Origin of the sequence: Staphylococcus cohnii species complex 1663, from assembly GCF_041008415.1 — a bacterium.
Taxonomy (GTDB): Bacteria; Bacillota; Bacilli; order Staphylococcales; family Staphylococcaceae; genus Staphylococcus; species Staphylococcus ureilyticus.
The window spans coordinates 362,735-387,526 of the sequence record NZ_JBFDVL010000001.1 but is presented as its reverse complement, the minus strand read 5'-3'; the positions used below and the strand labels follow the sequence as shown (position 1 = coordinate 387,526).

Genomic DNA, 24,792 nt, shown 5'->3' with positions numbered 1-24,792 from the left:
TATAATTTGAACTTTTAATTAAAAACCAATGTACATCAAAAATGTACGTTGGTTTTTTATGTTAATGTCATTAATTTATTTAGCTATGCAACGCAAATCCTTTAAATAATTTATCTACATGATTTTTCTTACCGCGTATACCAATGCCAACAAGGTTTAAGTCCTCTGTTTTATATTTAGCAATTACCGCGCGATTATCTGCATCGTTATATGTGGAGAATAACTCTTCAGTATATACTGTGATAACAACATCTTTACTCAAAGATTTTTGTAACAACTCTACCATGGATTCTTGTGTCGATGAATGTATCATCACAGGTTGCTGAGACATCGGTAAATATTGTACGTTATCCTTATCTATATAGTGTTCCCCAATAATATTTTGGGTTCCAGCAATTCCGCTCATTAAGAAGGCAGTTACATTTAATTTTTGCCATACTTCTAAGTCTTCTCTCAAAACAATTTTAATTTTAGTATCAAAAGCCATATATAATTTACTCCTTTAAGGTGATAACAAATATTTTTCTATATCTTATATAGAATCAAGTGTTATATATAGGATAAAATTGCAGTATTTATATTCTTGGAAAATTATCAATGCAATAATATCCTATATAAAATATTCATTTACGTATACTCTATTAGAACGATTAAATTTTAAGGAGTATATGATGAATATGATTACTTTGATTGTTTATTGTTTTATTGTTACTGCAACACCTGGCCCCACCAACATCATAATTTTATCTAATGTTCAGAACTATGGAATAAAATCTGGTATGCGATTCATATATGGCTCAACCATTGGGTTTGTAGTATTGCTTGTAATTTCTGCTATATTGAACTCTTTTTTAAATAAAGTCCTTCCAAATATCATCATTTATTTACAAATTTTAGGTACCATTTATATGATTCACTTGGCTTATCAAATATTCAATATGGATGTTTCAAAAAAAGATGAGTCAAAAGTGAAAGGTTCATTTTTTTCTGGTTTATTGTTGCAATTTATAAACCCTAAAGTAATTTTATTCACTTTAACCGTTTTTCCTAGCTTTATATCACCCTATTCAAGTGAAAATTATATATTACTGACAAATATATTTATCATAGGTACCATTGGGTTTATTGCTTTTATGATTTGGGTGGGTTTTGGCGCTATATTTAATAAAATATTTCAAAAATATAATAAAATTTTAAACATTGTATTAGGTATACTTTTGATTTATGCTGCAATTATGTTATGGGTTTAAAGAACTTAAAAGAAGGTGAAAAGATGGAAGAATTCATATATAAAAAAAATGGAGGAATTACTGCTTTATCTGCAAGTATTAATGACTTCTCATATAAAAATCATACACATAGCGAATATGCTATTGGCGTTACTAAAAGAGGAATACAACATTATCATTTGGATGGTAAGCTTCAACTTTCATACCAAGATGGCATCATGTTATTTAATCCAGAACAAGTCCATGATGGAATGGCTCACGATCGTTCAGGCCTTGAATATTTTATGTTATATATTGAACCATCTGTATTATTAGATGCAGCTGAACGTAAAGAACCTATTCAATTTACAACACCAATAATTTATAATAGTAAAATTGAATCTGATGTATATCATCTAGCGAATGCTATATTTCATGAATACGAGGGAGAAATTATAGATGAGCAATTAATCAAACTTGTAGATGATTTAGTAAATCAATCTACAATTAAGAAACATGTTGAAAGTAACGCCTATATAAGTAAGATTAAGGGAAGAATACTTTATGGATTAAAAGAAAATTTGAAAATTACAGATTTAGCACATGAATTCGGCATGTCAAAATTCCAATTTATACGATATTTTAAAGAGCAAACTGGGATAACACCTTATCAATTTTTATTAAACAGCAAAATTGAAGAAGCAAAAAATATCATAGAAATAGATAAAGATATACATTTAGCAGTTAGTGAATTAGGATTTTCTGATTTAACACACTTAAATAGACAATTCAAAAAAATATACGGTATCACTGCAAACAATTACGCTCAGTCTTTTTAAACTTTATTACATATAGTTAATTTCACAAAATTTGATAATAGTATGATGTTAAGACATCAATGTTTTTGATTTACGAATTGACATTTACTTTGTTTCTATGGAAATTTTATATTTAAAAAATGTTGCTTTTTGAAAATAAGCTTCTATTAAGTATAAATGATAATGTAATCATCTTTCATACACTTTTGAATACTTTATTGTTATATTTTTTTATTAAATTCCATTTTGGAATAATTTATTACTATTTAGGGAATTTCAAACAAAATTTAGCACAAGTCTTTTATAGTGAAGTTAACAAATAAAAGTGAGGTGAAGGACATGGACTTTATCATTGATATCATCAAAAAAATCGTTGGTTTATTCACAGGTAAATAATTTCTAACCTCTATAAAGAGACTGGTACGGTATGTATCAGTCTTTTTTTTGATACATACTATAACCAATAGTTGCACTGAAACCATTCACTGATGTTGTTCTTTTTTTTATTTCTCTCCTCCTTCTTTAACGTCTTGTTTCACTTCTTTTACCCGTTCAATAAGCTTATTCACCTATCATACTTCATTATTATACAAAAATTGTATTCAAGAAAATATGACTCAAATCATAGTACGCTTAATAAAAAATAAACGAGGATAAAATCAAAACCATAAATTTTGATTATTTATCCTCGCTCAATTTTTCATATCAAATCGTCTTAACCATTCTCTTTATATAATAATATTTAATTTCCTTCATTATATTTATTTCTACTTTCTTACGAAAATAAAGTTTTCAATATATTGAATAATGAACCTACTAAATCAAAAAAGTCTCCACTCATCATTTACCCTCACCTTCATAAAATGTATTTGCATCGCTTGATCTATGCTTCAGCGTTTTCAGTTTTTACTAAGTCTGAAGCAATACCTTCATAAAATTGTCTTAATTCTGCTTGTGAACGCTTTGTATCATTACTATCTTGTCCAACAAAGTCCGCATGATCCCAATCATGCATAATTGGTGTCACCTGCCAAACACCTTTTTGAACCTGGTTCGATGCTTCTACATGTGCTTGATTAAATGGATGTAATGCTGAAATTGTTGAAACCAGGCCATCATTGACACGCCATTCTTTTTCAGGTGCTTTTCCAATCACATTACCTGTTAATCCCATAGGTAAATACATGTTAATATCTGATTTTTGTTTACCAAATAATCCATCTCTTGTAGATTCTCCAGTATATGTCTTATAAACGATGTTCGGATTTAGTGAAGTTTTTTTATTTAATTCAGTCGCTCCTGCTCTGGTTAAATCATAAAAGCCATTATCGTCTGTCGTCCATAATTTACTGTCTTTCAATCGTTTAACATATTGATTATATGTCTCATCATCTTTTTGTTTTAAACCCCATTGCTCAAGACCAAAGCTAACTTTAGAATTTTTATTACCTTTTAGTTTCGCGTAATCAAACGCAACTTGTCTGATAAGCGTTTCATTACCTAATTGATCAGCTGCGTGTGTACCATTATGGGGTGTTGCTAAGGTAGTAATTGAACTAATCATGTTATTGTTATTACCTTGAAATACTGGTGCTATATCGCCACCATGTTGTTTTTGATATTCTATTTCTTCTGGATCACCATTACGTAAATATTCTTCTAGTTGTCTAATCGTTTGTCCACCCATGCTATGACCAACTAAATGAACTTTTTGACCTGGTTGCCAGTCTTTATATACACCTTCATATGTCTTGCCATAACGTTCGTGACCATATTTTTCAGCATGTGCAGCCCCATAATCTACTGTACCGCCTTTAATGTAATAGTATAATTCAACTGCTCTGTCATGGTTACTACTTAACGCACCAATACTTGCTTCATATGCATTGTAACCCTTTTGTTCTAAGTCTTGTTGAATATTTAATTTGTCACCTCCCCAATAATGAGGTAAAACAGAGGGTTTAATATCGTCTGTAAAACCATTAAAACCGTGTACTAATATAATGGGATCTTGGTTTTTATATTGGCCTTGTTTCGCTTTTTTTGTTGGTTGTTCTTGCGTTTTTTCAGCGTTCTGTTGATTCACTTGATTATTTGTTGTAGCAACCGCATTTTTCTTAAGTAAAGCTAAATTTTTATCTGGATCGTTTTTCTGTTGATTGCTTTGGCTATCTTCGTTAGCTAAATTGTCATTTTTTAATTGTCCAAATTTAATATCATTTTGAGATTCTGATTGGGATGCACTTTCATTTACTTTCATCTCTTTTACTTTATCTTGTTCATTGTAGTTTGGGTCTACTTCTTCTGTTGTCTGTGCTTCGGTTTTATCTTGCTTGTTGTAGTCCGGGTCTACTTCTTCTGTTGTCTCTGTTTTAGTTTTATCTTGTTTATTGTAGTCCGGGTCTACTTCTTCTGTTGCCTCTGCTTTGGCTTTATCTTGTTTATTGTAGTCCGGGTCTACTTCTTCTGTTGCCTCTGCTTTGGCTTTATCTTGCTTGTTGTAGTCCGGATCTACTTCTTCTGTTGCCTCTGCTTTGGCTTTATCTTGCTTGTTGTAGTCCGGATCTACTTCTTCTGTTGCCTCTGCTTTGGCTTTATCTTGCTTGTTGTAGTCCGGGTCTACTTCTTCTGTTGCCTCTGTTTTAGTTTTATCTTGTTTATTGTAGTCTGGATCTACTTCTTTTGTTGTCTCTGTTTTAGTTTTATCTTGCTTGTTGTAGTCTGGGTCTACTTCTTCTGTTGCCTCTGCTTTGGCTTTATCTTGCTTGTTGTAGTCCGGATCTACTTCTTCTGTTGCCTCTGCTTTGGCTTTATCTTGCTTGTTGTAGTCCGGGTCTACTTCTTCTGTTGCCTCTGTTTTAGTTTTATCTTGTTTATTGTAGTCTGGGTCTACTTCTTCTGTTGTCTCTACTTTGGCTTTATCTTGTTTGTTGTAGTCTGGATCTACTTCTTCTGTTGTGTTATTTTTATTATTTTCTAAGTCTACCTTTTCATTATTTACGTTTTCTGCATCAGTCGTTAATTTATCATTATGTAAGCTTTGATTTTCTGAAGTTTGTTTATCATGCTCTAAATTATTATTCTTATTAACCGGTACACTACTTTCCCCAGTAGTGTTATCACTATTTGTTTCCCCAATATGTTCCCCAATGTCCTGATAGCTCATTTCGCTTGCTTGTTTTTCTGTTTCAGCAGCTTGCGCACTGTCTACGCCCATAAAGAGTAAAGATCCAATTAATATAGATGATGCGCCAAAAGTGAATTTGCGAATACTATATTTGTTTTTTTTCTGTTCCATACTAGACACCTCTTGGTTAATAGAATTTAATAAATAACAAACTTCCTTATGCTAAATGAATAGATTTAAAATAAAACGCGGTACTAATTCGAAAATTTTACCAATAATCTCTTTCATAAATTACTCCTTTCAGAAAACGTTTTCAAATAATAGTAAAAATTAAATTATCTATTTAAAACAATTAATGCAATACAACAAATTTTTTAAATAAATAATTTAATTTGACCTTACTAAACAAATAAAAAATAGTCAACAATATAAATAAAAATATAATAACTTAATTCATACTTTACAAATTATTCAAAAAAGCCCTTTATCAATACTCAATTTTCACATTGATATGATAAAGGGCTAATAATTAATGTTATTTAATTGCTATAAAAATTGTACGACAAATATTAATATAATAACGACTGGTAAAATAAATTTAATGAGATAATACCAAGGCATAAACAACCTAAATTTATCTTTTCCAAAGTGTTCTTTTAAAGCGTGTTTATCAAGTAATTGTCCTACAACAAGTGTTGTTCCCAACGCACCTATAGGCATTAAAATGTTGGAAACTAAGAAATCCATGTTGTCAAAAATAGTACCTGCTGCAAATTTTACATGACTCAGACTTCCAAAAGATAATGTTGCAGGAATACTTATCATAAAAACAAGTACACTTATATAAAGCGATACAGATTTACGTTTCGAATTATCATTTTTAGTAAAGTTTGACACATTGAGTTCTAGTAACGAAATTGAAGAAGTAAGTGCTGCAAATAAAAATAATATTAAAAAAATAAAATAAAAACCTGAACCATATGCCATCTGATCAAATACTTTTGGTAACACTTTAAATAGTAATCCAGGTCCTTCAGTTGGGCTATAACCGAAAGCTGAAATCGCAGGGAATATTGCTAAACCTGCTAACACAGATACTAGAATGTTCATCGCTACAATAGAAACAGCCGAAGTTTTAATAGTCATTTCTTTAGATGCATAACTAGCATATGTAATCATGCCTGTTGTTCCTAATGACAGTGTAAAAAACGATTGGCCTAGCGCAAATAAAATCCCCTCTATTGAAATATCTTCTAAGCGTGGTTGCAATATATATTTCAATCCTTCAAACGAGCCATCGAGAGTTAGCGATTTTACAACAATAATAATAAGGAAGATAAATAATAACGGCATCATAAATTTAGATGCTTTTTCTAATCCTTTTTCAACTCCCATCATTACAATGAACATCGTCAACAAAATAAATATCCCTTGGCCTGTAACCGTCAACCATGGATTACTTATAATAGATTCAAATTCTATTTGGCTTAATTTACCACCATTAAACGAGCATATTTGAAGTAATACATTAAATATATAAATGATAATCCAACCACCGATGACACTATAAAAACCAAATAAGATAAATACAGCTAAATTACCATTCCATCCTATAATATTTAACCATTTTCTATTTGTTAATTTTTCATATATTTTAGTAGTATATGTTTTGCCCATTTTTCCCACTGTAAATTCCATCATTAATAATGGCAGTCCTACAAACAGTGTAAATATTAAAAACATTAATAAGAAAGCCCCACCGCCATAAATACCTGCCATATATGGAAATTTCCACATTGCGCCTAGCCCTATCGCAGACCCCGCACTTGCCAATATGAAACCGAGCGATGACTTCCATTGAGATTCATTATGCATCTTTCATACATCCTTTACACCCTATTATTCTTTACTGCGTTAAAGCGTTTATGTAACATAGGAAACTACTATAACATTTTTTTGAATTGAGCTCAATAGTTAATTACTTAAAACACTCGATATCATCACATTTACAAACATGACATTAAAAACTACTTCATTTAACATTTTAGACATTCTAATTTTCTGAAATTTCATTGAATTCATATAACTTTTGTGTTATATTAATGTATGTTTTGCAACAAATAATTTTAAAAATAATAGAGGTATTAAAATGAATAGACTCATACTGATTTCTGGTCTAATGTTATTCTCATTTTTCTTTGGAGCCGGAAATCTAATATTTCCACCTATGTTAGGATATACAGCTCAAGAAAATATGTGGGTTTCAATGATAGGATTTTCAATCACTGGTATTTTATTACCATATTTAACAGTCATCGTCGTAGCTTATATGAACGGTGGCGTTGAAAGTATTGGTAACAAAGTCCATCCGTTATTTGGTACGATTTTTGCAATCTGTATTTATGCATCTATTGGTGCATTATATGGTATACCACGTGCTGCAAATGTCGCTTACGAAATTGGCACAAAAAACGTATTACCTGTACATAATCAATTAACTTTAATTATATTTTCAGCAGTCTTCTTCTTAGTCGTTTACTTGATTGCACTTTATCCAAATCGAATCATAGATAATTTAGGTAAATACCTAACACCTATTTTAATATGCATTATCGCTATTTTATGTATTTTAGTTATTATTAAACCAGAAGGTTCAATTGGTAAAGCTGGTGGCGACTTTGCGCAAACACCACTTGTGTCTGGTGTCTTAGAAGGTTATTTCACAATGGACCTCGTTGCTGCACTCGCTTTTTCAGTAGTCATTGTTCAAAGTTTTAAATTAAATGGTATTAATGAACCAAAGTTATTAGTTAAAAATGTTGTGAAAGCAGGTTTTATTTCTGCCGTGCTATTATTTATCATTTATTTTGCTTTAGCTTATGTTGGCGCGACAACTGATCAAACAGGCTTAAAAGATGGCACAGATATTTTAACTTTTAACTCATTACGTGTATTTGGGTCTTTAGGAAACTTAATTTTTGGGATAATTGTGATACTAGCTTGTTTAACAACTTGTATTGGACTTGTAAATGCTTGTTCAGCGTTTGCAATGAAAAAATTACCAAAGATTTCTTATAAATTATTTGTACTTATCTTTTCAATATTAGGTTTTACTGTTTCTACTTTAGGATTAGAACTTATTTTGGAAATTGCTGTACCATTACTTACATTTATTTATCCAACATCTATCGTATTAGTGCTTATTTCGTTATTGAGTATCTTCATCTCATTTGAAATGAAATATAGCTTTATCATACCAACAATTGCAACATTGATTATTTCTTTATTACAAATATTAAATGACTTTAATTTAATTAAAATACTTAATGTTGTATATGCGCATTTCCCATTAGCAAATATCCAATTAGCATGGTTGATACCATTTATAGTGTGTCTGCTAATCGGTATTATTATCGATTTCTGCTATGCTAAATCGCAAGCTAAAATGACTTAAGTTAGTGCGCACTATTAACCAGACGGTATGTCAACACATATCCATTCTCATCAATACATCCCTTCAACTATGGGATGTATTTTTTATGTAAAATAGTAAAATTTCAAAAAGGTTTTCGGATTTTTAAAGTTGTTTATACGCATAATTTAGAATTTTCCATAATATTCACTCACCTATAAAATGATATATTTGTATGTAATTGGTATAATACATGTTAGCTATATAATCAAATTTGCTATTTAAGGATTGTGATTGGGTATGACTGAATTTAATGAATTTTTGGAGTCATTAGAAAATGACAAACAAACAGCCACAATGGAAGCTATCTTTAATTGGATTTCTGAGACTTTTCCTGAACTCGAAACAACAGTAAAATGGAATCAACCGATGTTTACGCATCACGGTACGTTTATTATTGCTTTTAGTAAATCTAAACAGCATTTCTCAGTAGCACCTGAAGCAAAAGGAATGGCTGAATTTACTGAACAGATTGCAGAATCTGGATATTCACAAACCAATAATTTATTTCGTATTAAATGGACACAAGACGTTAACTATGAACTATTGCAGTCCATGATTCAATTCAATATCGAAGACAAAGCGAATTGTACTACATTTTGGAGAACTTAATTTTAAACATATTGAAACATAAAAGGATGGCTCTACTCATATTGGGTAGAAACCATCCTTTTTAGTATTTAAATTGTTTATGTATAATCTTCAAAAAACGCTATCACATCTTGCTCTACATCCAAATGACCTTCACCATACGTCATTAAATGTTTACACGTAGGATAACCTTGAATTTCTTTATCCTCATGCTCAATTTGATTATAAATATAATTTGCACTAGCTTCATAAGCCTTTTCATCTTGTTCGCCAAACTTTATAGCAATAGGGACAGAAATTTGATTTAAGTGTGCCATCGCATCATCAACAAGTTTTTTAAATTTATCAAAACCAACGGCATAGTTTTCAATTTGATTCATCTGTTGTTGTATTGCTTCTTGTGACAAACCTACTAAGTTTCCCATGCGTTCTCCATAAAATTCCAGCCTTTTTGCAAGTCCAGCATCGTCTTTACTAAACGGTGTCGACATCACTGCAACAGAAGCAACCTGCTTTTCTTCCGCCAATTTTAAAGACAAAATACCGCCTAATGAGATGCCGCATACACTTATATTTGAATAACCTTGATCTTGCAAATATTGATATCCTTCTAGCGCATCTTGCCACCAATCCTCTGCGTCATAAGCCATCAATGATTCGAGCAATAAGCCATGCCCTTTATAGGAAGGCGCATAACATGTAAAACCAGCTTTATTTAATTTTGTAGCTAATAATTTTACATCTCTAATCGTACCTGTAAATGAATGTAATAACAATATAGCACGTTCAGAAGATTTATTTTCCAAAAATATCGGATTAGGTTCTTTTACATTTATCATCTATTGTCACTCCAACTTTTAACATCCATACACATTGTAATAGAAAATCGTTTACGATACAACGCGTTATGATTAATGAAAATCAAGATTGCTCAAACGACTATCTCTCAAAAAATACAAGCCACTTCCTTAATGGAAGTAGCTTGCTTCTATGAGGAAGTCTGGAAACATGCCTAAGGCATGCTCACAGCGACCCATAGTGTGTGCATGCCCTTGGCATGCTTATATAGTGTACAATTTTATGTAAGTTCTTTCAAACATTTATAAATACTGAAACTATTGAAATTCATTTTATCTACATGCAAGTATATAGGATAATTTCTATTTATCTTCTTTATTTTTGTAATATTCAGATAAATGATTGTTAAATAATTATCGATTTTGACGAATATAACTCAGCTTTAATAAAGTATAATATATAATGACGGAATTTAAAGGAAAATGAGGTAATAAATATGGATGATTTAAAAATCAACAAAAGATTAATTATGACACCTGGCCCTGTTAGCGTAGACCCCCGCGTTTCACAAGCAATGTCAAACTCTATTTTAGGTCAATTTGACTATGAATTTGTAGACATTATGAATCAAACAATGGAACTAATTCGTAAATCTTTTTTAACAAAAAATCAATGGTCATTTCCTATTGATGGCACAAGTCGTGCTGGCTTAGAAGCTGTGATTTCCAGTATTGTTAAACCTGGTGATGATGTCCTAGTTCCAGTCATCGGACGTTTTGGCTATTTATTCGCTGAACTGGTTACGCGTGCTGGTGGTATCGTTCACAGCATTTATAAACCAATGGGAGAGGTATTTGAACAATCAGAAATCATTGAAGCTTTAGATCAATATCAACCAAAAGTACTTGCTATTGTACACGGTGAAACATCGACTGGTAGATTGCAACCAATTGATCAACTTGGTCGAGCATGTAAAGAAAGAGGGATATTTTCTGTTGTTGATGCTGTGGCTACATACCAAGGTATGGTTATTCCAGTAGATGAGTGGGAATTAGATGCAGTCATTGGTGGCGCTCAAAAATGTTTATCTATTCCTTCAGGTATTACCCCAATTACTTTCAACGATAGATTTAGTGATGCCATCAATGCGCGCAAACGTGTAGAACTTGGCATTCGCTCTACTGAAACCACAGAACCAGATCATTTTATCAGAAGTAATTATTTAGATTTAGCACAATTACAAGATTATTGGAGCCCAAAACGTTTAAATCATCATACTGAAGCAACGACTGCAATATATGCACTTCATACTGGTCTAAGATTAGCACTATCTGAAGGACTGGAAGCACGTGCGCAACGGCATGCCTTTCACCAAGAAGGTTTAAAAGCAGCCTTGAAGGCATTAGGACTCGAAATATACGGCAATGAATCGAACGAAATGAAAATGGTTATATGCGTTAATATTCCTGATGGTATAGATGATATAGCATTCAGAGACAGTTTATTAAAAAATTATGGCATAGAAATTGCAGGATCCTTTGGAGAGTTAAAAGGTAAAATATGGAGAATCGGTATCATGGGTTATGCTATCCAAAAACAGAATATCTTAACATTTTTAGCTGCATTTGCAACTCACCTTCTTGCTCAAGGCCTTATCAAAAATCTTGATATAGAAAATGCAATTAAAACACTTATCAATCACTATGATAATAATGCGATATCATAAGATTTCAACACATCATTTGACTATATAAATCAAAAAAGGTACAACTCCAATCCTAAAATGATGCACATCTCAGAAGTTAGATTTTTAGTCCAACTTTAGAGGTGCCCATCAAAAACCATTGGTGTCGTACCTTTTTAATTTTTTCATTATAAATTTAAGTCTTTGCTATTATTCATCTTCTACAACTCTATTTTTAGCTGCAGGATAACCAAAAATAAAGAATAGTAATGACATGAGTAATAATGCAACAATGCCTGATATCCAATTTCCTGTGAAATCATGCAAGTATCCAATTAAAAATGGTCCAATCGCTGCAATTAAGTATCCTACAGATTGACCAAAACCGGATAATGAAATACTACCATCACTCGTCCGTGCACGGATTGAGAAGAATGTCATACATAAACTGAAACATGCTCCCATTGCTAAACCAGCAATAACCATACCAATAACAAGTAACACTAATGATTGTGTAAAGAATAAGCCAAAACCAGTTAAGAATAAAATTGTGATAATAACGACCAATATACGTTGGTCTTTCAATTTAGATGCTATAATTGGAAATGAAAATGTCATAGGTACTTGAGAAAATTGATTGAGCATTAATAAATAACCTGCTGTGGATGGATCTACCCCTCTATCAACTAATATAGATGGCACCCATGCGACAACGGTATAGAATACCATAGATTGGAAGCCCATCGTCAAAGCAACCATCCAAGCTAATTTTGATTTGACAATATTGACTTTCTTACGATGTTTGACTTGTGTTTGATCAATTGTATGTTGTTCTAATTGCGCACCTTGACGTGCTTTAGGAATCCACAAAATAATCGCGATAATACCTAGAATAATCCAAAATGACAGTGACAACCTAAAACCGAGTGATGTTTGTGATAATGGGAAGCTTAACCCGCCACCTAAGCCTGCTGTAAAGTTCATAGTTCCACTATAAATGCCCGTAGCAATGCCGATTTGCATTGGGAAATACCATTTTACATAGCTAGGTAGTACAACGTTACCAAATGCAATTGCTATCCCTAATACTAATGTACCAATAATAAATAAAGTAAAATCACCAGCTACACGTAAATACAATCCAATTATTAGTAATATAGTAGAGTACAGAATTGTACGAGACATTGTGATACGCGACGTTACTCTCGATACTAATGGAGAAACAATCGCAAAAATAATGAGCGGTATAGTAGTTAAGATGCCAGCAACACTGTTATTAATTTCCATTACATGCTTGATCTCATCAACTACAGGCCCTACTGATGTGAGTGGCGCACGTAAAGTAGAAGCAATAAACACAATTGCCAAAATTACGCCCCAATTTTCTTTAATTCTATGTATACGATAGGGTTCAGTCATCTTATACCACCTTTCTTCCAAATCTTTTAATATAATAATACAACGAATCGATCAAATGAAAACCATTTGAACGATTCGCAAGTAATTGTTTCTAAAGAACTCATCCATTATTGTTCAACATTTAATAAAATACGTGTACCTGCTTTACCTTCTAATGCTTCAACTGCATCATCTAATGAACAGATAATCGCTTCTTTACCCATTTCAGCAAATTGAATCGCAGCTTCAATCTTAGGTAACATACTTCCTTCAGGGAATTGCCCTTCGGCAACATAAGTTTTTGCTTGTTCAACTGAAATTGTTGCTAATTTCTTTTCGTTCGGTTTACCAAAGTTCACACAAACATTTGATACATCTGTTAACATCATAAATGTGTCTGCTTCAACTTGTTGCGCAAGTTTTAAACCAGAGCGGTCTTTATCGATAACCGCTTCCACACCTTGAATATTCCCGTTTTCATCACGATAAACTGGTATACCACCGCCACCAGATGAAATAACGATCGCTTGGTCAATCAATGCTTTAATTTGATTGACACCGTGAATCACGAGTGGCTCTGGTGAAGGAACAACACGACGGTAACCTCTACCAGCATCTTCTACCATCACAAAACCATGTGTTTTTTCTAGGCGTTTTGCTTCAATTTCGTCAAAAAATACGCCAATTGGTTTTGTTGGATTATCAAATGCCTTATCATCTTTATCCACTTCTACCATTGTTAATAATGTTACCACATCACTTTGAATATTTAATGCATGTAAATGATTTTTTAAAGATTCTTCCATCATATAACCAATAAATCCTTGTGATTCGGCGTTACATGCATTGATTGGAAGTGGATCTACAACGTCTTTTGCCGCTTCATTTTGTGCAATAATATTACCGACTTGTGGTCCATTACCATGTGTAATGACAACGTTATGTCCAATTTTTTTCAACTCTGCCATTTTTCGTGTAGCAGCAAACACATTTTTATATTGATTGTCGTATGACGCTTCTTGTTTAGGTTGTAAAATAGCGTTACCGCCTAAAGCAAGTACAACACGCTTACTCATACGTTTCACTCCTTCAAGTTAATGCTACAAACATGCCATATACTGTGTCTCTTCCTGATGACGAACCTACTTTAAGCAGTCGCTCAATATTTGCCAGTGACGGCTCATGTTGTAACTCTGATATTTTCGAACTAAACACCCCTTGCTGTGCGCATTTTAAAAATGTTTCTCCTACTAGTGTTGTTAATGGTTCATCAAGTAGTTGTTTTAATTTTTCTAAATTTGGTTTTCTAATATAAGGATCAGTAAAATGAATGAACAACATACCAGTTAGAATGTCATCACCAGAGGGCGTAAGCCCTTTTCCTCTACCAATTAAGTAGCGATAATAATGTTCTACGGTTTCAACATCTTCATCTTTAAGCGCATGTATGATTCGGCTCATTGTTTGGCGGTCAAAGTCACCTTCTTCATACATCGTAAAATCATATGTCGATATATTCTGCTTGAGTTCATCATTATTTACCTTTTCAGCGAAGTCTTTAAATGGCAATGATGGGACATGCCACACAAGTTGGCACGTTTTACTAATATATATCGTGTTAGGAGCTATAGAGATTTGTTGGTTTAAAGCAATCTCTTTTAACAAACTTTGTTTCGTTTGTTGATCTATTAATATGCCGAACGGAAACATGCCATTTTCATCTGTACCTATAAATACCAGTTCTTGCGCATCATTGACAATATTGAATCCTTTGTTAAATATACTATGCACATAAAAGGTTTGATGATTTGCCAATATTTTCTGGGCAATATTGCCTATAGCTGTTGCGTGGAAAATCACGCTTTAAAACCTAATTTCTCAGCATATGCCGTAATTGCTTTTTCGAAACATTCAATCGGTGGGTGAACGGTACCTGCTCCGATTTGACCATAACCTGCAATTTTATGAGCAATACCTGTATTAATAACTGGCGTAATACCAGTTTCAACGACTTTACGTGCATCAATACCTAAGCAAGCACCTTTAAAGTTCCATGTAGGGATGGCAAAGTTTGGATTCTCACCGATACAAATTTCAGTCATTTCATTACTGATATCTAATGCGTCATCAAAGCCCCCAGTACCAACGAATCTAGTTACAGCTGGTGCAGCGATCATTGCCATACCACCAACACCAATCGTTTCAGTAATCGCTGAGTCACCAATATCAGTATTAGCATCTTCAGCAGAGTAACCTGTGAAGAATAGCCCATGTGGTGTATTGACTGGTGCAGTAAACCATTCATCGCCCATACCAGCGATACGAATACCAAAGTTTTCACCGTTACGACACATCGCTGTTACAACTGTACCGTGCTCAATTGTACGTGCTGCATCCATCATAGCTTTACCTGTAGCCATCGCTATGTTCAAGAAGAATTGGTCTGTATCAGCTAAGAATTGTAATACCTCAGTACGTTTTTCTGCTTCAACATCATCTAATGATGAGATGATAGGCGTAACTTCTTTTAAGAAAGCTAATGAAGCTGCAATGTTACGTTGGTGGAATTCATCACCCATTGCAATTGCTTTAGCGATTAATACGTTCACATTTAAACCATCGTTCATTTTGTGTAATGCCTTACTTAATACCGGTCCTAAAACATCTTTCATCCAGTGAAGACGATTGACTACTGTATCATTATAAGCACCGAAACGTAATACTGCGCCGATACCTTCGTTCATTTGGCAATATGCTTCGTTACCTGTTTCTCTGTTTTCCACAACAAGTACAGGCATATTAGCTGATGTAATACCACCCATTGGACCAACTGCATTGACGTGGTGACAAGGGATGAAAGTGATTTGACCTTCTTCTAACAATTTACGTGCGTCTTGTTCATTGTCTGCCCATCCTTCAAAAAGAATTGCACCGACACAAGAACCTTGCATAGGATCAGTCATATTTTCATATTTAATTGGTGGACCAGCATGTAATAATACGTTTTCTTTGAGTTCAGGAATTTTAGATTTAGCTGGCACGACATCCACTAAAAATGGTGCTGCTGCAATCATCTTATCAATGACTGCTTGGTTAGCTTCATCTATTGTTTTATATGCCATTTTATACCGTCTCTCCTTCATAATTGTTTAAGAATTGCAGTACTTTCATTAATTTTTCGTCTCCTCCTGCAATTGGACGCCAGTTGAATTGCACGACTGGTGCATCGCTTGCTTGGATTGCTTCAGTAAAGCTCTTCAATCCAATGTTAATCACGCTTGGTTTCATGTTTATTAAATTCATCACTTTTTCATCGACAGTTAAATCTACAGGTTCTGAATCAAATGATTTCGTTGATAATTTTGGTTGTGCTACGCTGCTGCCAACTAAGTTAAGCGCAGTACGAACCATTTGGTCGTTTGTTTCACAAACAATCGCACCAGCTTCTTTTAAAGTTTTAACTTGATTATCATACCCTTGATGATCATGTTGCGTACCAACAACTGTAGCAAGCACTGCTAATGAACGACCATTAGCTTTAACTTTGTCTAAAATCGTTTTGATTGTCGGTGCAAGTTCGCTAGCCATATCATCATGACTACCATAACCAATAACATTATCTAACATAATTACAGCAGTTGATGGATCATCAGATGATGTTTCTAACATTTCAATGCGTTTCGATGGATCAATCATTGGATGTGGTCTACCTTGTGTATAAATGTCATCGCCTAAGTCGATAATTTCATGGTTTCCACCTTTATATGAGAATCCTTCTGGTGTTACTTCACCTGAAGCGTCGCCTAAAGTATCCTTCACTAACATTGCTGCTTCTGAAGCTAAAGTACCACCTGAATAATATCCTTTGATGCCGTCTTGATTGTCAGCAAATTTAATACCAAGATTTTCCTTAAAAGTTGGGTTAAATTGCGGCGTTTCATCATTAGATAGTTGGACAGATACGCGTGCCGCTTCTTCTAAAGTATATGCATGATAGATATTTTCTTCTGTGTAAGTTGGTTTAGAACCTAAGAATAAGGTAACCACAGGTTTTTCAATATTACGTAGAAGATTTAATACTTTTTCTTCGACTTCTTTAGCTGGTGGTTTAGATATAACAGTAATGACTTTAACTTTAGGATCGGCATTTAATGCTTTTATACTATCTAACATCGTAATCGCACCAACCTCAGTTGATAAGTCACGACCGCCAGTACCGATTGCATTTGTCACACCTTTGCCTTCACGGTCAATGATAGTAGTCACTTCTTGGATACCTGTACCAGAAGCACCGATAACGCCAATGTCACCTTCGTTCACTGTGTTAGTAAATGCAAGTGGTAGGCTATGGATTATCCCTGTACCACAGTCAGGCCCCATCACTAATAATCCTTTTTCATGCGCCATTTGTTTTAAGCGCACTTCGTCAGCTTTTGCAACGTTATCACTAAACATAAATACATTTAAATTGTTTTTCAAAGCAGTTTCAGCTTCCATCGCTGCATATTGACCAGGAATTGAAATTAATGCCAAGTTTGGATTGTTTGCTAATTCTAAAGCACGGTTCCAGTTTGAAGCTTCGTCTTGCTTTTTAGACTTGTCATCCTCTTCACCTTTACCTTTGAGTTCTGCATCAACTTGTTCATTAACTTCATCAACTTTAGATTCATCATCAGTATCTACGATAACAACGATGTCATTAGGTTTCGCATTATCTAATGCTTCAGTGTCAAATCCTGATGATTTGAAAATATCCTTATTGGCAGGCGTGCCCATCATAATTGAAACTTGGTTCACACCATCAATAGCAGACAATTTATTCGATAACAACATTAATACAATCGAATCTTGGTACGTGTTTTCTTTAATTATTGTGTATAACATACTATTCCTCCGTTATTATTCTGCAAATCTATTTTTTCCATGATAACGATCAAAGTGTACATCCTCTGACACTAAGTAATCGTAAATTTCATCAACTATTTCAATGCCTTTTTCATCGTATTTTTCACTACGTAAGCGTCCACGTTCACCTGGATAGAATATTTCTCCATATCCTTCAGCAGCTGGTTGCGCTTTTAGTTCATCTAACATCGTTGAAATACGTGATTTAAATTGATCTAAGTCAGTAAAAAATGCAGGGTTAATGACGATGTGTAATTGTCCTAGGTCACGACCTTTAGTTAAGTCTTTGTACATAGATGAAACATGAACACCATGTGGCACACCTAACAGGCTTCCAGACAAGATATCTACCATCATCATCAAACCGTAACCTTTTGGACCTGCCACTGGAACTAGTGCATGAACATCTCTTGCATTTGTTGTTGGCTCGCCGTTAGCATCTACTGCCCAAGTATCTGGAATAGATTGATGTTTGGCTCTAGCATCGAGCACTTTGCCCCATGCTTGTACTGTTGTCGCCATATCAAATGTAATAATTCTCTCATCATTAGACGGCGCACTAAATGCAATTGGATTTGTACCAAAATAAGGTTCTGTACCACCAAACGGTACGACCATTGGATCAGATTGACACATACTTAAACCAACCATGTTTGCTTTAGATGCCATTTCCACAAAGTAACCTAAGGCACCACTATGAGAGATATGTTTCACACCAACAACTGCGACACCATTTTCTTTTGCCATTGCAATTGCTTTTTCCATCGCTTGTTTCGCAGCTTGATGTCCAGGGCCATTATCCCCTTCAAAAACACCTGTCGAAGGACCTGTTTGCTCAAATTGATACTCAGGGTTAGCAGTAATACCTCCCTTAGCAATACGTTCCGCATAATATTCCACTCTGACTGCACCATGAGAATGAATACCTCTATGGTCTGCAAAAGTCAAAACATCAGCGACATCCTTTGCAGCATCTTCATTTAATCCTGCTTTAACTAGTTTATTTTTCATTAAATCAAATAAATCATTTTTAGAAACACGCATAGTACAACCTCCTTATTACTATTATTGTGTTATATTTCCTTAAAATTTGTGTTTTCAAGCAGTAAAAAAAGAAGTTACTAAAGACGCACCATGCTAAATGTCATAAGTCACCATTTATTACATTAAATTATCTCGTTCACTTCTTTTTATTACTTCCTAATATATGTCATCAGATATTAAATAATCATAAATTTCTTGCGGAACTGGAATACCTCGCTCTGCATATTGTTTTTTAACTTCTTCTTGAATCTCACCTGGATAATACACTTGATCAAAACCTTTAGCAGGTTTAACGTCATGCAACTCATCTACCATGTCAGAAACCTGTGTTAAAAACTGTGTTTCATCACCAAAATATGCTGGATTAATTACGATATGAAATTGTCCTAATCTACGATATTGACTTAAATCTTCATACATTGAAGTGACATGCTTACCAAACGGTAAACCTAACAAGCTACCTGCTAATATGTCTACCATCATCATCAAACCGTAACCTTTTGGTCCGGCAACAGGTAATAACGCAGCTACTTCAAAAGGATCTGCAGTAGGTTCACCATGTTTGTCCACTGCCCATGTATCAGGTATTGATTTGTTTTTTGAGCGTGCATCTAATATTTTCCCCCACGCTTGTACCGTTGTTGCCATATCAAACAATATAGGATCACCACTTTTTCGTGGTGACGCAAAAGCGATTGGATTCGTACCAAAATAAGATTCTGTACCACCAAATGGTACGACCATTGGGTCAGATTGGCATACGGTTAATGCAACCATACCTTGTTTTGCAGCTTGTTCTGCAAAATAGCCAATGGCACCACTATGCCCCATCTCTTGAATACCTACCATGCCGATACCACTGGATTTTGCTAAATTGATCGCTTCTTCCATCGCTTGATATGCAACATAATGGCCAACAGCATTATCGCCGAAGTATGTGCCTGCTGAAGGACCCGTCTTCGTAAATTTCAAATCTGGTTCCAAATTAAAACCTTTTTTAGCAATTCGTTCTGCATAATACTGCATTCGAACTGAGCCATGTGAATGAATGCCTCGTTCGTCAGCAAATATCATCAGATCTGCTGTTTTTTCAGCTTGCGCGTCAGGTAAACCTGCGTGTGTTAATTTCTCTTTAAATAATTGGCGTAGTTTACCACGTTCGACGTATATTAATGCTCCCTCTTCCATGACTAACAACCTTCCTTAAATTTCTATATCTCTATTTGCATCCTTGGAATAGATGTAAGCGAATGGTTCGTCTAAACCAACAGCATAAGTTGCTTGTGGTGCATAAGCACCCATAAAGATATAATCACCTTTATCAACTGGTTGCCATTCGTTGTCTAAGTTGTACATACCACGTCCGCTTAATACATAAGCCCCATGTTCTTGAACGTGTGTTTCAATATAACCGTGTGAAGCACCTGGTTTAAATGACAAGATGTGAATATTCATATCATATGCTAATTCTTTTGGTAGCAAATCAAGAATTTTAACTTCTTCCATGCCTTCATATGGCTCTTGAACCATATCATTAACGTTTCCAGTTACAACTTCTGGCGTATAACCTTCTAAAGGTTGATAACGTTTTTTATATAAGAATACTCGGCTGTCATTGTTTTGATTGCTATTTTCAAATGTCATTACTTGATGAGATGGTACATATAAATAACCACCTGCACTCAATTCATATTTTTTATCATCTGCATACGCGTTGATGTTTCCATATTCAACATAGATGAATGTTTGAACACCATTTCCACCAAATCCTTGTCTATTTCCACCTTGATTTTTCAATGTTACGAGGTAGTCTACGAAACGCGCACCAAGTCTTGGTGAACCTAAAATCGTTACGTCACAATCTTCAAAACCAGGTACAACATTATTTACTAAACCATCTGGTGTGATGACTGCATAGTTATCTTTTTTAATTACTGAACGTGTTTCTAATAAACCTTCTCTATATCCTTGATTATGATTAATATAACCCATAAATAAAATGCTCCTTTTCTTTATCTGTATTTAAAATCTTTTTTGCTTTTCTCTATAAAAAGTTTGTTGAACCATGTTTATTTATATAGCCCAATGATGTTGTTCTAGGTGCCTATCACTAAGTATTATTCTTTATAAGCAAGTTTATATAATACTTGTTTTAACACTTCGATACCTTTAACTAAATCTTCTACATTTGTCTCTTCTTCAACGTTGTGACTCACACCATTAATAGATGGTACAAACAACATTGATGTCGGCACATATTTAGCAAAAATTTGAGAATCGTGACCTGCACCAGAAGGCATTAATTTCCACTTTGATTCACCCACTACTGTTTCAGCAGCATTTTGAACTTCTTTAACCAAGCGTTCATCCATCAAAGTTGGTGCTTCATCCATCCATAAATCGATGTCGCATTGCACGCCTTCTTCTTCAGATACACGTTTAATACATGCATCAATTTCTTCTGCAAATTGGTTTAACTCATCTTGATTAATATGGCGACAATCAATAGAGAACGTAACTTCTCCTGGAACCACATTAACTGTATTCGGCACTGGGTCTACACGACCAAATGTAATGACTAATGGATCCCCTATTTCTCGCGCACGATCTGTTAATTGATTAGCAATTTTGCTGAAAGCTACAACTGCGTCATTTCTCAAGCCCATCGGTGTCGTACCTGCATGGTTTGCTTCACCTTTTAAGTTAATCGTATAGCGTTTTTGACCAACGATGCCGTTAACGACACCAATTGATTTATTTTCCGTCTCTAATACTTTACCTTGTTCAATATGCACTTCGATAAATGATTTTATGTAACTATAATCATTATCTGCTATTCGATAATCAAAGCCACATTCACGCATCGCTTCTTTAAAAGCAACACCTTCGCCATCAGCAATTGAATCTACATCAGCTTTATCAGCTAAGTTGAAGAAGTTTTTGCTTCCCCAGAAAGCAAATGGGAAACGACTACCTTCCTCTTCTGCTAAAGCTAAAATTTCTAATGAACGTAATGGTTGGCCATATTCGGCTTTAAGTGACTGCATCGCAACAACAGCAGCTAACACACCAAATTGACCATCTAAATGGCCACCTTCAACAACTGTGTCAATGTGAGAACCGGACATAATTGTTTCTTCGGGGTATTTACTACCTTCAATACGTCCTTTTAAGTTGCCGATGCTATCGAATTCTGTTTCAAATCCATCTTTTTCTAGTGTTTCTTTCAATGCTTGTACAGCATTTGACCATTCTTTAGAATAAAGTAGACGCGTGATGCCTCCACCAGTCAAACCGCCAAACGCAGTGAATTTTTTGTCTAGAGCCTCAAAAGAAGATCGGATGTCCATGTAATTCAACTCCTTTTTCATTTCACATACAATTATAAGCGTTTACATATGACTTATCATTCACAATTCTAACAATAATGTTCTTTACTTTTATTCGATTTATACAAATACGTCGTGTTTTTTATTTGAGATAATATATTTAGCAAAATATATCTAATAGGAGGCTAGGTCAATTTGACTCAACAAAAAGCTACTTGTCTATCAAAGGATGGTTTTCCATTACCTTATTCCATCATAGCAGCTAAAAACCAAAGCCCTAAAGGCGTCATTATGTACTTTCATGGTGGCGGACTCATTTTTGGACAACCAAACGATTTACCGCAAGCGTATATAGATATTTTATCCGAATCCTATTACTTAATAATGGTTTCCTATCGACTTGCTCCAGAAAGTCATATTGATACGATTATTGAAGATGCACTGAGTAACTACGATCATTTAAAATCACTTTATCCTTCGTTACCACTGATTACCTTCGGACGTTCAGCCGGTGCATTTTTAGCTATGCTTGTCGCACGTCATCGTAAAGTTGATAGTATCATTGATTTCTATGGTTACTCGCGTGTACATGTGCCTGCCTTTTTGAAGCCAAATAAACAATATCAAGCGCTATCTACACAAATTACACCGAAAATATTAAATCAATTGATTCAATCTAAACCATTAACATCTGCGCCGTTGCAAACAAGATATCCAATTTACTTATATGTTCGTGGTCAAGCACGTTGGATGTCCTATTTAGGGATTCAATCATCTACACAAAGTACTTATAATATCACACCACAAGAAATAAAAAACTTCCCTCCTATGTTCATTGTACACTGTACAGGAGATCCTGATGTACCTTATAGTGAAAGTGAATATATAGCTAGATTAATTGAAACGAGTCACTTTGAACGTTTAGACCTAGACAGCCATGATTTTGATCGTGAAGTTAACTCAACGAGTAAAGCAGTATATGAACGAGTTATTCAATTTTTGAATCAAATTAAACTGAATATCGAAGGGGATAAATGATGAACTTACAAAATGTAATAGAAAATTTTCAAACATTTAATAATTTTGCTCGCAACCCCAAAAACGGGGGGATTAACCGCATTGCTTTTAGTCATCCAGAACGTGTCGCAGCCTTAAAATTTTCAATGTTATGTCAAAAGGCAGGTTTAGATGTTTACTTTGATTTCTTTGGTAATGTTATTGCACGTAGAGAAGGAAAGCATCCTTCTTTAAAACCAATTGTACTAGGCTCACATATCGATACTGTAAAGGATGGCGGCCAATATGACGGTCTATTAGGTGTGCTTGGTGCACTGGAAGTAGTCGAACATTTAAACGCGCATCATATAGAAACGGATCATCCAATTATAATTATTGCATTTGCTTGCGAAGAATCTACACGTTTCAACGAAGCAACTTTAGGAAGTAAATACCTTACTGGTAAAATGACAAAAGATGATATGAAATTTATCAAAGATAACGATGGCAACGTACTTTACGATATTGTTGCACCTTTAGCGCAAGATATGAACGGTAAAGCAGCATTATTTGAAAGAAACAAAATCAAAGCATTTTTAGAATTACATATTGAACAAGGTCCAATTCTTGAAAATAATCAAAAAGATATTGGCATCGTCACACACATTGCTGCACCACACCGCTTCAAGTTACAAATAGCTGGTATTACTAGCCACTCAGGATCAACACCTATGCCGATGCGTACAGACGCATTGACTACTGCTGCTGAAGTCATTTTAAAAATCGAAGCCTTAGGTCAGGCTTATCATGATAAGGGGATAGTAACGACTGTGGGGTATGCCAACGTTTATCCTAATACAATGAATGCAATTCCTGGTGAAGTCACACTACTCATCGATATTCGAGGAAAAGATGAAGATATTCGAGAAAAAGTTGTCGAAGAGATGAAAACGCACATCGAAACCATTACCACAAAACGTCAAGCAGATTATGAATTAGAAGATTTAGGTCAGGATCAACCTCGACAATTTAATCAAGCGATTGCTAAGATTTCTGAAGACGGTTGTAAGGCACTAGCATATCAATATCGCTATATGTATAGTGGTGCTGGTCATGATGCGATGAATTTCGCACCCATTTGTCCTACAAGTATGATTTTTATTCCATGTAAAAATGGCATTAGTCATTCGCCAAAAGAGTCTGTAACCGATAGCCAAATCGAAAAAGGTATTAATGTGATGATTGCAACAACGATCGAATTAGCAAAAGTTGACACAGTACTGGAAACTTAATGCACATTAGTCTTTTGACCTATCAATCGCAATATGATATACAATCTTTCAGCATAATCACACCAATCATGATCATGCATCATTTCATAAACACAGGGTTCTTGAAACCAACGCCTGTTGATATGTGTTT

At 34.3% G+C, this 24,792-nt stretch carries 20 protein-coding genes; 7 read left to right on the top strand and 13 right to left on the bottom strand.

What is annotated here, in order from left to right; translation table 11 throughout:
* Nucleotides 1–79: 79 nt before the first annotated feature.
* Nucleotides 80–487, bottom strand: a complete 408-nt coding sequence (locus AB1J10_RS01810) for a DUF2000 domain-containing protein (RefSeq protein ID WP_046207004.1) — start codon at nucleotides 485–487, stop codon at nucleotides 80–82.
* 184 nt (nucleotides 488–671) lie between these two features.
* Between AB1J10_RS01810 and AB1J10_RS01805 the strand changes: the two genes are divergently transcribed.
* The gene (locus AB1J10_RS01805) at nucleotides 672–1,250 is read left to right on the top strand and encodes a LysE family translocator (protein ID WP_070038318.1); all 579 of its coding nucleotides are present in this window, start codon (nucleotides 672–674) and stop codon (nucleotides 1,248–1,250) included.
* A gap of 23 nt (nucleotides 1,251–1,273) precedes the next feature.
* Complete coding sequence (locus AB1J10_RS01800) at nucleotides 1,274–2,047, top strand: helix-turn-helix domain-containing protein (protein ID WP_107365399.1); 774 nt, start codon at nucleotides 1,274–1,276, stop codon at nucleotides 2,045–2,047.
* A gap of 862 nt (nucleotides 2,048–2,909) precedes the next feature.
* On the opposite strand, the gene lip is transcribed toward AB1J10_RS01800, so the two are convergent.
* Nucleotides 2,910–5,324, bottom strand: a complete 2,415-nt coding sequence (gene lip / locus AB1J10_RS01795; protein ID WP_070038322.1) for a YSIRK-targeted triacylglycerol lipase — start codon at nucleotides 5,322–5,324, stop codon at nucleotides 2,910–2,912.
* A gap of 375 nt (nucleotides 5,325–5,699) precedes the next feature.
* Nucleotides 5,700–7,028: a sodium-dependent transporter gene (locus AB1J10_RS01790; RefSeq protein WP_070038324.1), complete on the bottom strand. Its 1,329-nt coding sequence runs from the start codon at nucleotides 7,026–7,028 to the stop codon at nucleotides 5,700–5,702.
* 274 nt (nucleotides 7,029–7,302) lie between these two features.
* Here AB1J10_RS01790 and brnQ point away from each other — a divergent pair, with 274 nt between their 5' ends.
* Together brnQ and AB1J10_RS01780 are read left to right on the top strand one after the other, a co-directional pair.
* Nucleotides 7,303–8,607: a branched-chain amino acid transport system II carrier protein gene (gene brnQ, locus AB1J10_RS01785; protein ID WP_046207009.1), complete on the top strand. Its 1,305-nt coding sequence runs from the start codon at nucleotides 7,303–7,305 to the stop codon at nucleotides 8,605–8,607.
* Between the two features lie 258 nt (nucleotides 8,608–8,865).
* Complete coding sequence (locus AB1J10_RS01780) at nucleotides 8,866–9,237, top strand: iron chaperone (RefSeq protein WP_046207010.1); 372 nt, start codon at nucleotides 8,866–8,868, stop codon at nucleotides 9,235–9,237.
* 77 nt (nucleotides 9,238–9,314) lie between these two features.
* Here AB1J10_RS01780 and AB1J10_RS01775 read toward each other — a convergent pair whose 3' ends face one another.
* On the bottom strand, nucleotides 9,315–10,055 hold the full coding sequence (locus AB1J10_RS01775) for an alpha/beta hydrolase (protein WP_046207011.1): 741 nt from the start codon (nucleotides 10,053–10,055) through the stop codon (nucleotides 9,315–9,317).
* Between the two features lie 455 nt (nucleotides 10,056–10,510).
* Here AB1J10_RS01775 and AB1J10_RS01770 point away from each other — a divergent pair, with 455 nt between their 5' ends.
* Entirely contained in the window at nucleotides 10,511–11,740 is a 1,230-nt protein-coding gene (locus AB1J10_RS01770) for a pyridoxal-phosphate-dependent aminotransferase family protein (protein ID WP_046207012.1), read from the top strand.
* Between the two features lie 168 nt (nucleotides 11,741–11,908).
* Here the strand turns inward: AB1J10_RS01770 and AB1J10_RS01765 are convergent, their stop codons facing one another.
* The 9 genes from AB1J10_RS01765 to allC form a co-directional block, all read right to left on the bottom strand.
* Complete coding sequence (locus tag AB1J10_RS01765; RefSeq protein ID WP_046207013.1) at nucleotides 11,909–13,117, bottom strand: CynX/NimT family MFS transporter; 1,209 nt, start codon at nucleotides 13,115–13,117, stop codon at nucleotides 11,909–11,911.
* 107 nt (nucleotides 13,118–13,224) lie between these two features.
* A complete protein-coding gene (gene arcC / locus AB1J10_RS01760; protein ID WP_070038326.1) occupies nucleotides 13,225–14,172 on the bottom strand; it encodes a carbamate kinase in 948 nt (315 codons plus the stop codon).
* A gap of 13 nt (nucleotides 14,173–14,185) precedes the next feature.
* Entirely contained in the window at nucleotides 14,186–14,956 is a 771-nt protein-coding gene (locus AB1J10_RS01755; protein ID WP_369002982.1) for a DUF2877 domain-containing protein, read from the bottom strand.
* Nucleotides 14,953–16,218, bottom strand: coding sequence for a DUF1116 domain-containing protein (locus AB1J10_RS01750; RefSeq protein ID WP_064209611.1), 1,266 nt, complete (start codon nucleotides 16,216–16,218; stop codon nucleotides 14,953–14,955). Before AB1J10_RS01750 ends, AB1J10_RS01755 begins: the two co-directional genes overlap by 4 nt.
* A gap of 1 nt (nucleotide 16,219) precedes the next feature.
* Nucleotides 16,220–17,980, bottom strand: a complete 1,761-nt coding sequence (locus tag AB1J10_RS01745) for an acyl-CoA synthetase FdrA (RefSeq protein WP_064209612.1) — start codon at nucleotides 17,978–17,980, stop codon at nucleotides 16,220–16,222.
* 15 nt (nucleotides 17,981–17,995) lie between these two features.
* Entirely contained in the window at nucleotides 17,996–19,045 is a 1,050-nt protein-coding gene (gene allD, locus AB1J10_RS01740; RefSeq protein ID WP_046207018.1) for an ureidoglycolate dehydrogenase, read from the bottom strand.
* 156 nt (nucleotides 19,046–19,201) lie between these two features.
* Nucleotides 19,202–20,233 (bottom strand): ureidoglycolate dehydrogenase, encoded by a 1,032-nt coding sequence (gene allD, locus AB1J10_RS01735; RefSeq protein WP_064209614.1) that lies wholly within the window; start codon nucleotides 20,231–20,233, stop codon nucleotides 19,202–19,204.
* Nucleotides 20,234–20,248: 15 nt separating this feature from the next.
* Nucleotides 20,249–21,037 (bottom strand): (S)-ureidoglycine aminohydrolase, encoded by a 789-nt coding sequence (gene allE / locus AB1J10_RS01730; protein ID WP_046207020.1) that lies wholly within the window; start codon nucleotides 21,035–21,037, stop codon nucleotides 20,249–20,251.
* A gap of 125 nt (nucleotides 21,038–21,162) precedes the next feature.
* A complete protein-coding gene (allC, locus tag AB1J10_RS01725; RefSeq protein WP_070038330.1) occupies nucleotides 21,163–22,395 on the bottom strand; it encodes an allantoate deiminase in 1,233 nt (410 codons plus the stop codon).
* A gap of 174 nt (nucleotides 22,396–22,569) precedes the next feature.
* Here allC and AB1J10_RS01720 point away from each other — a divergent pair, with 174 nt between their 5' ends.
* Together AB1J10_RS01720 and AB1J10_RS01715 are read left to right on the top strand one after the other, a co-directional pair.
* Nucleotides 22,570–23,412 carry an alpha/beta hydrolase gene (locus AB1J10_RS01720; RefSeq protein ID WP_070038332.1) on the top strand — a complete coding sequence of 281 codons (843 nt, stop codon included), beginning with the start codon at nucleotides 22,570–22,572 and terminating at the stop codon, nucleotides 23,410–23,412.
* Entirely contained in the window at nucleotides 23,412–24,662 is a 1,251-nt protein-coding gene (locus AB1J10_RS01715) for a M20 family metallo-hydrolase (RefSeq protein WP_070038335.1), read from the top strand. The genes AB1J10_RS01720 and AB1J10_RS01715 overlap by 1 nt, the downstream gene beginning before the upstream one ends.
* The last annotated feature ends 130 nt before the right edge of the window (nucleotides 24,663–24,792 follow it).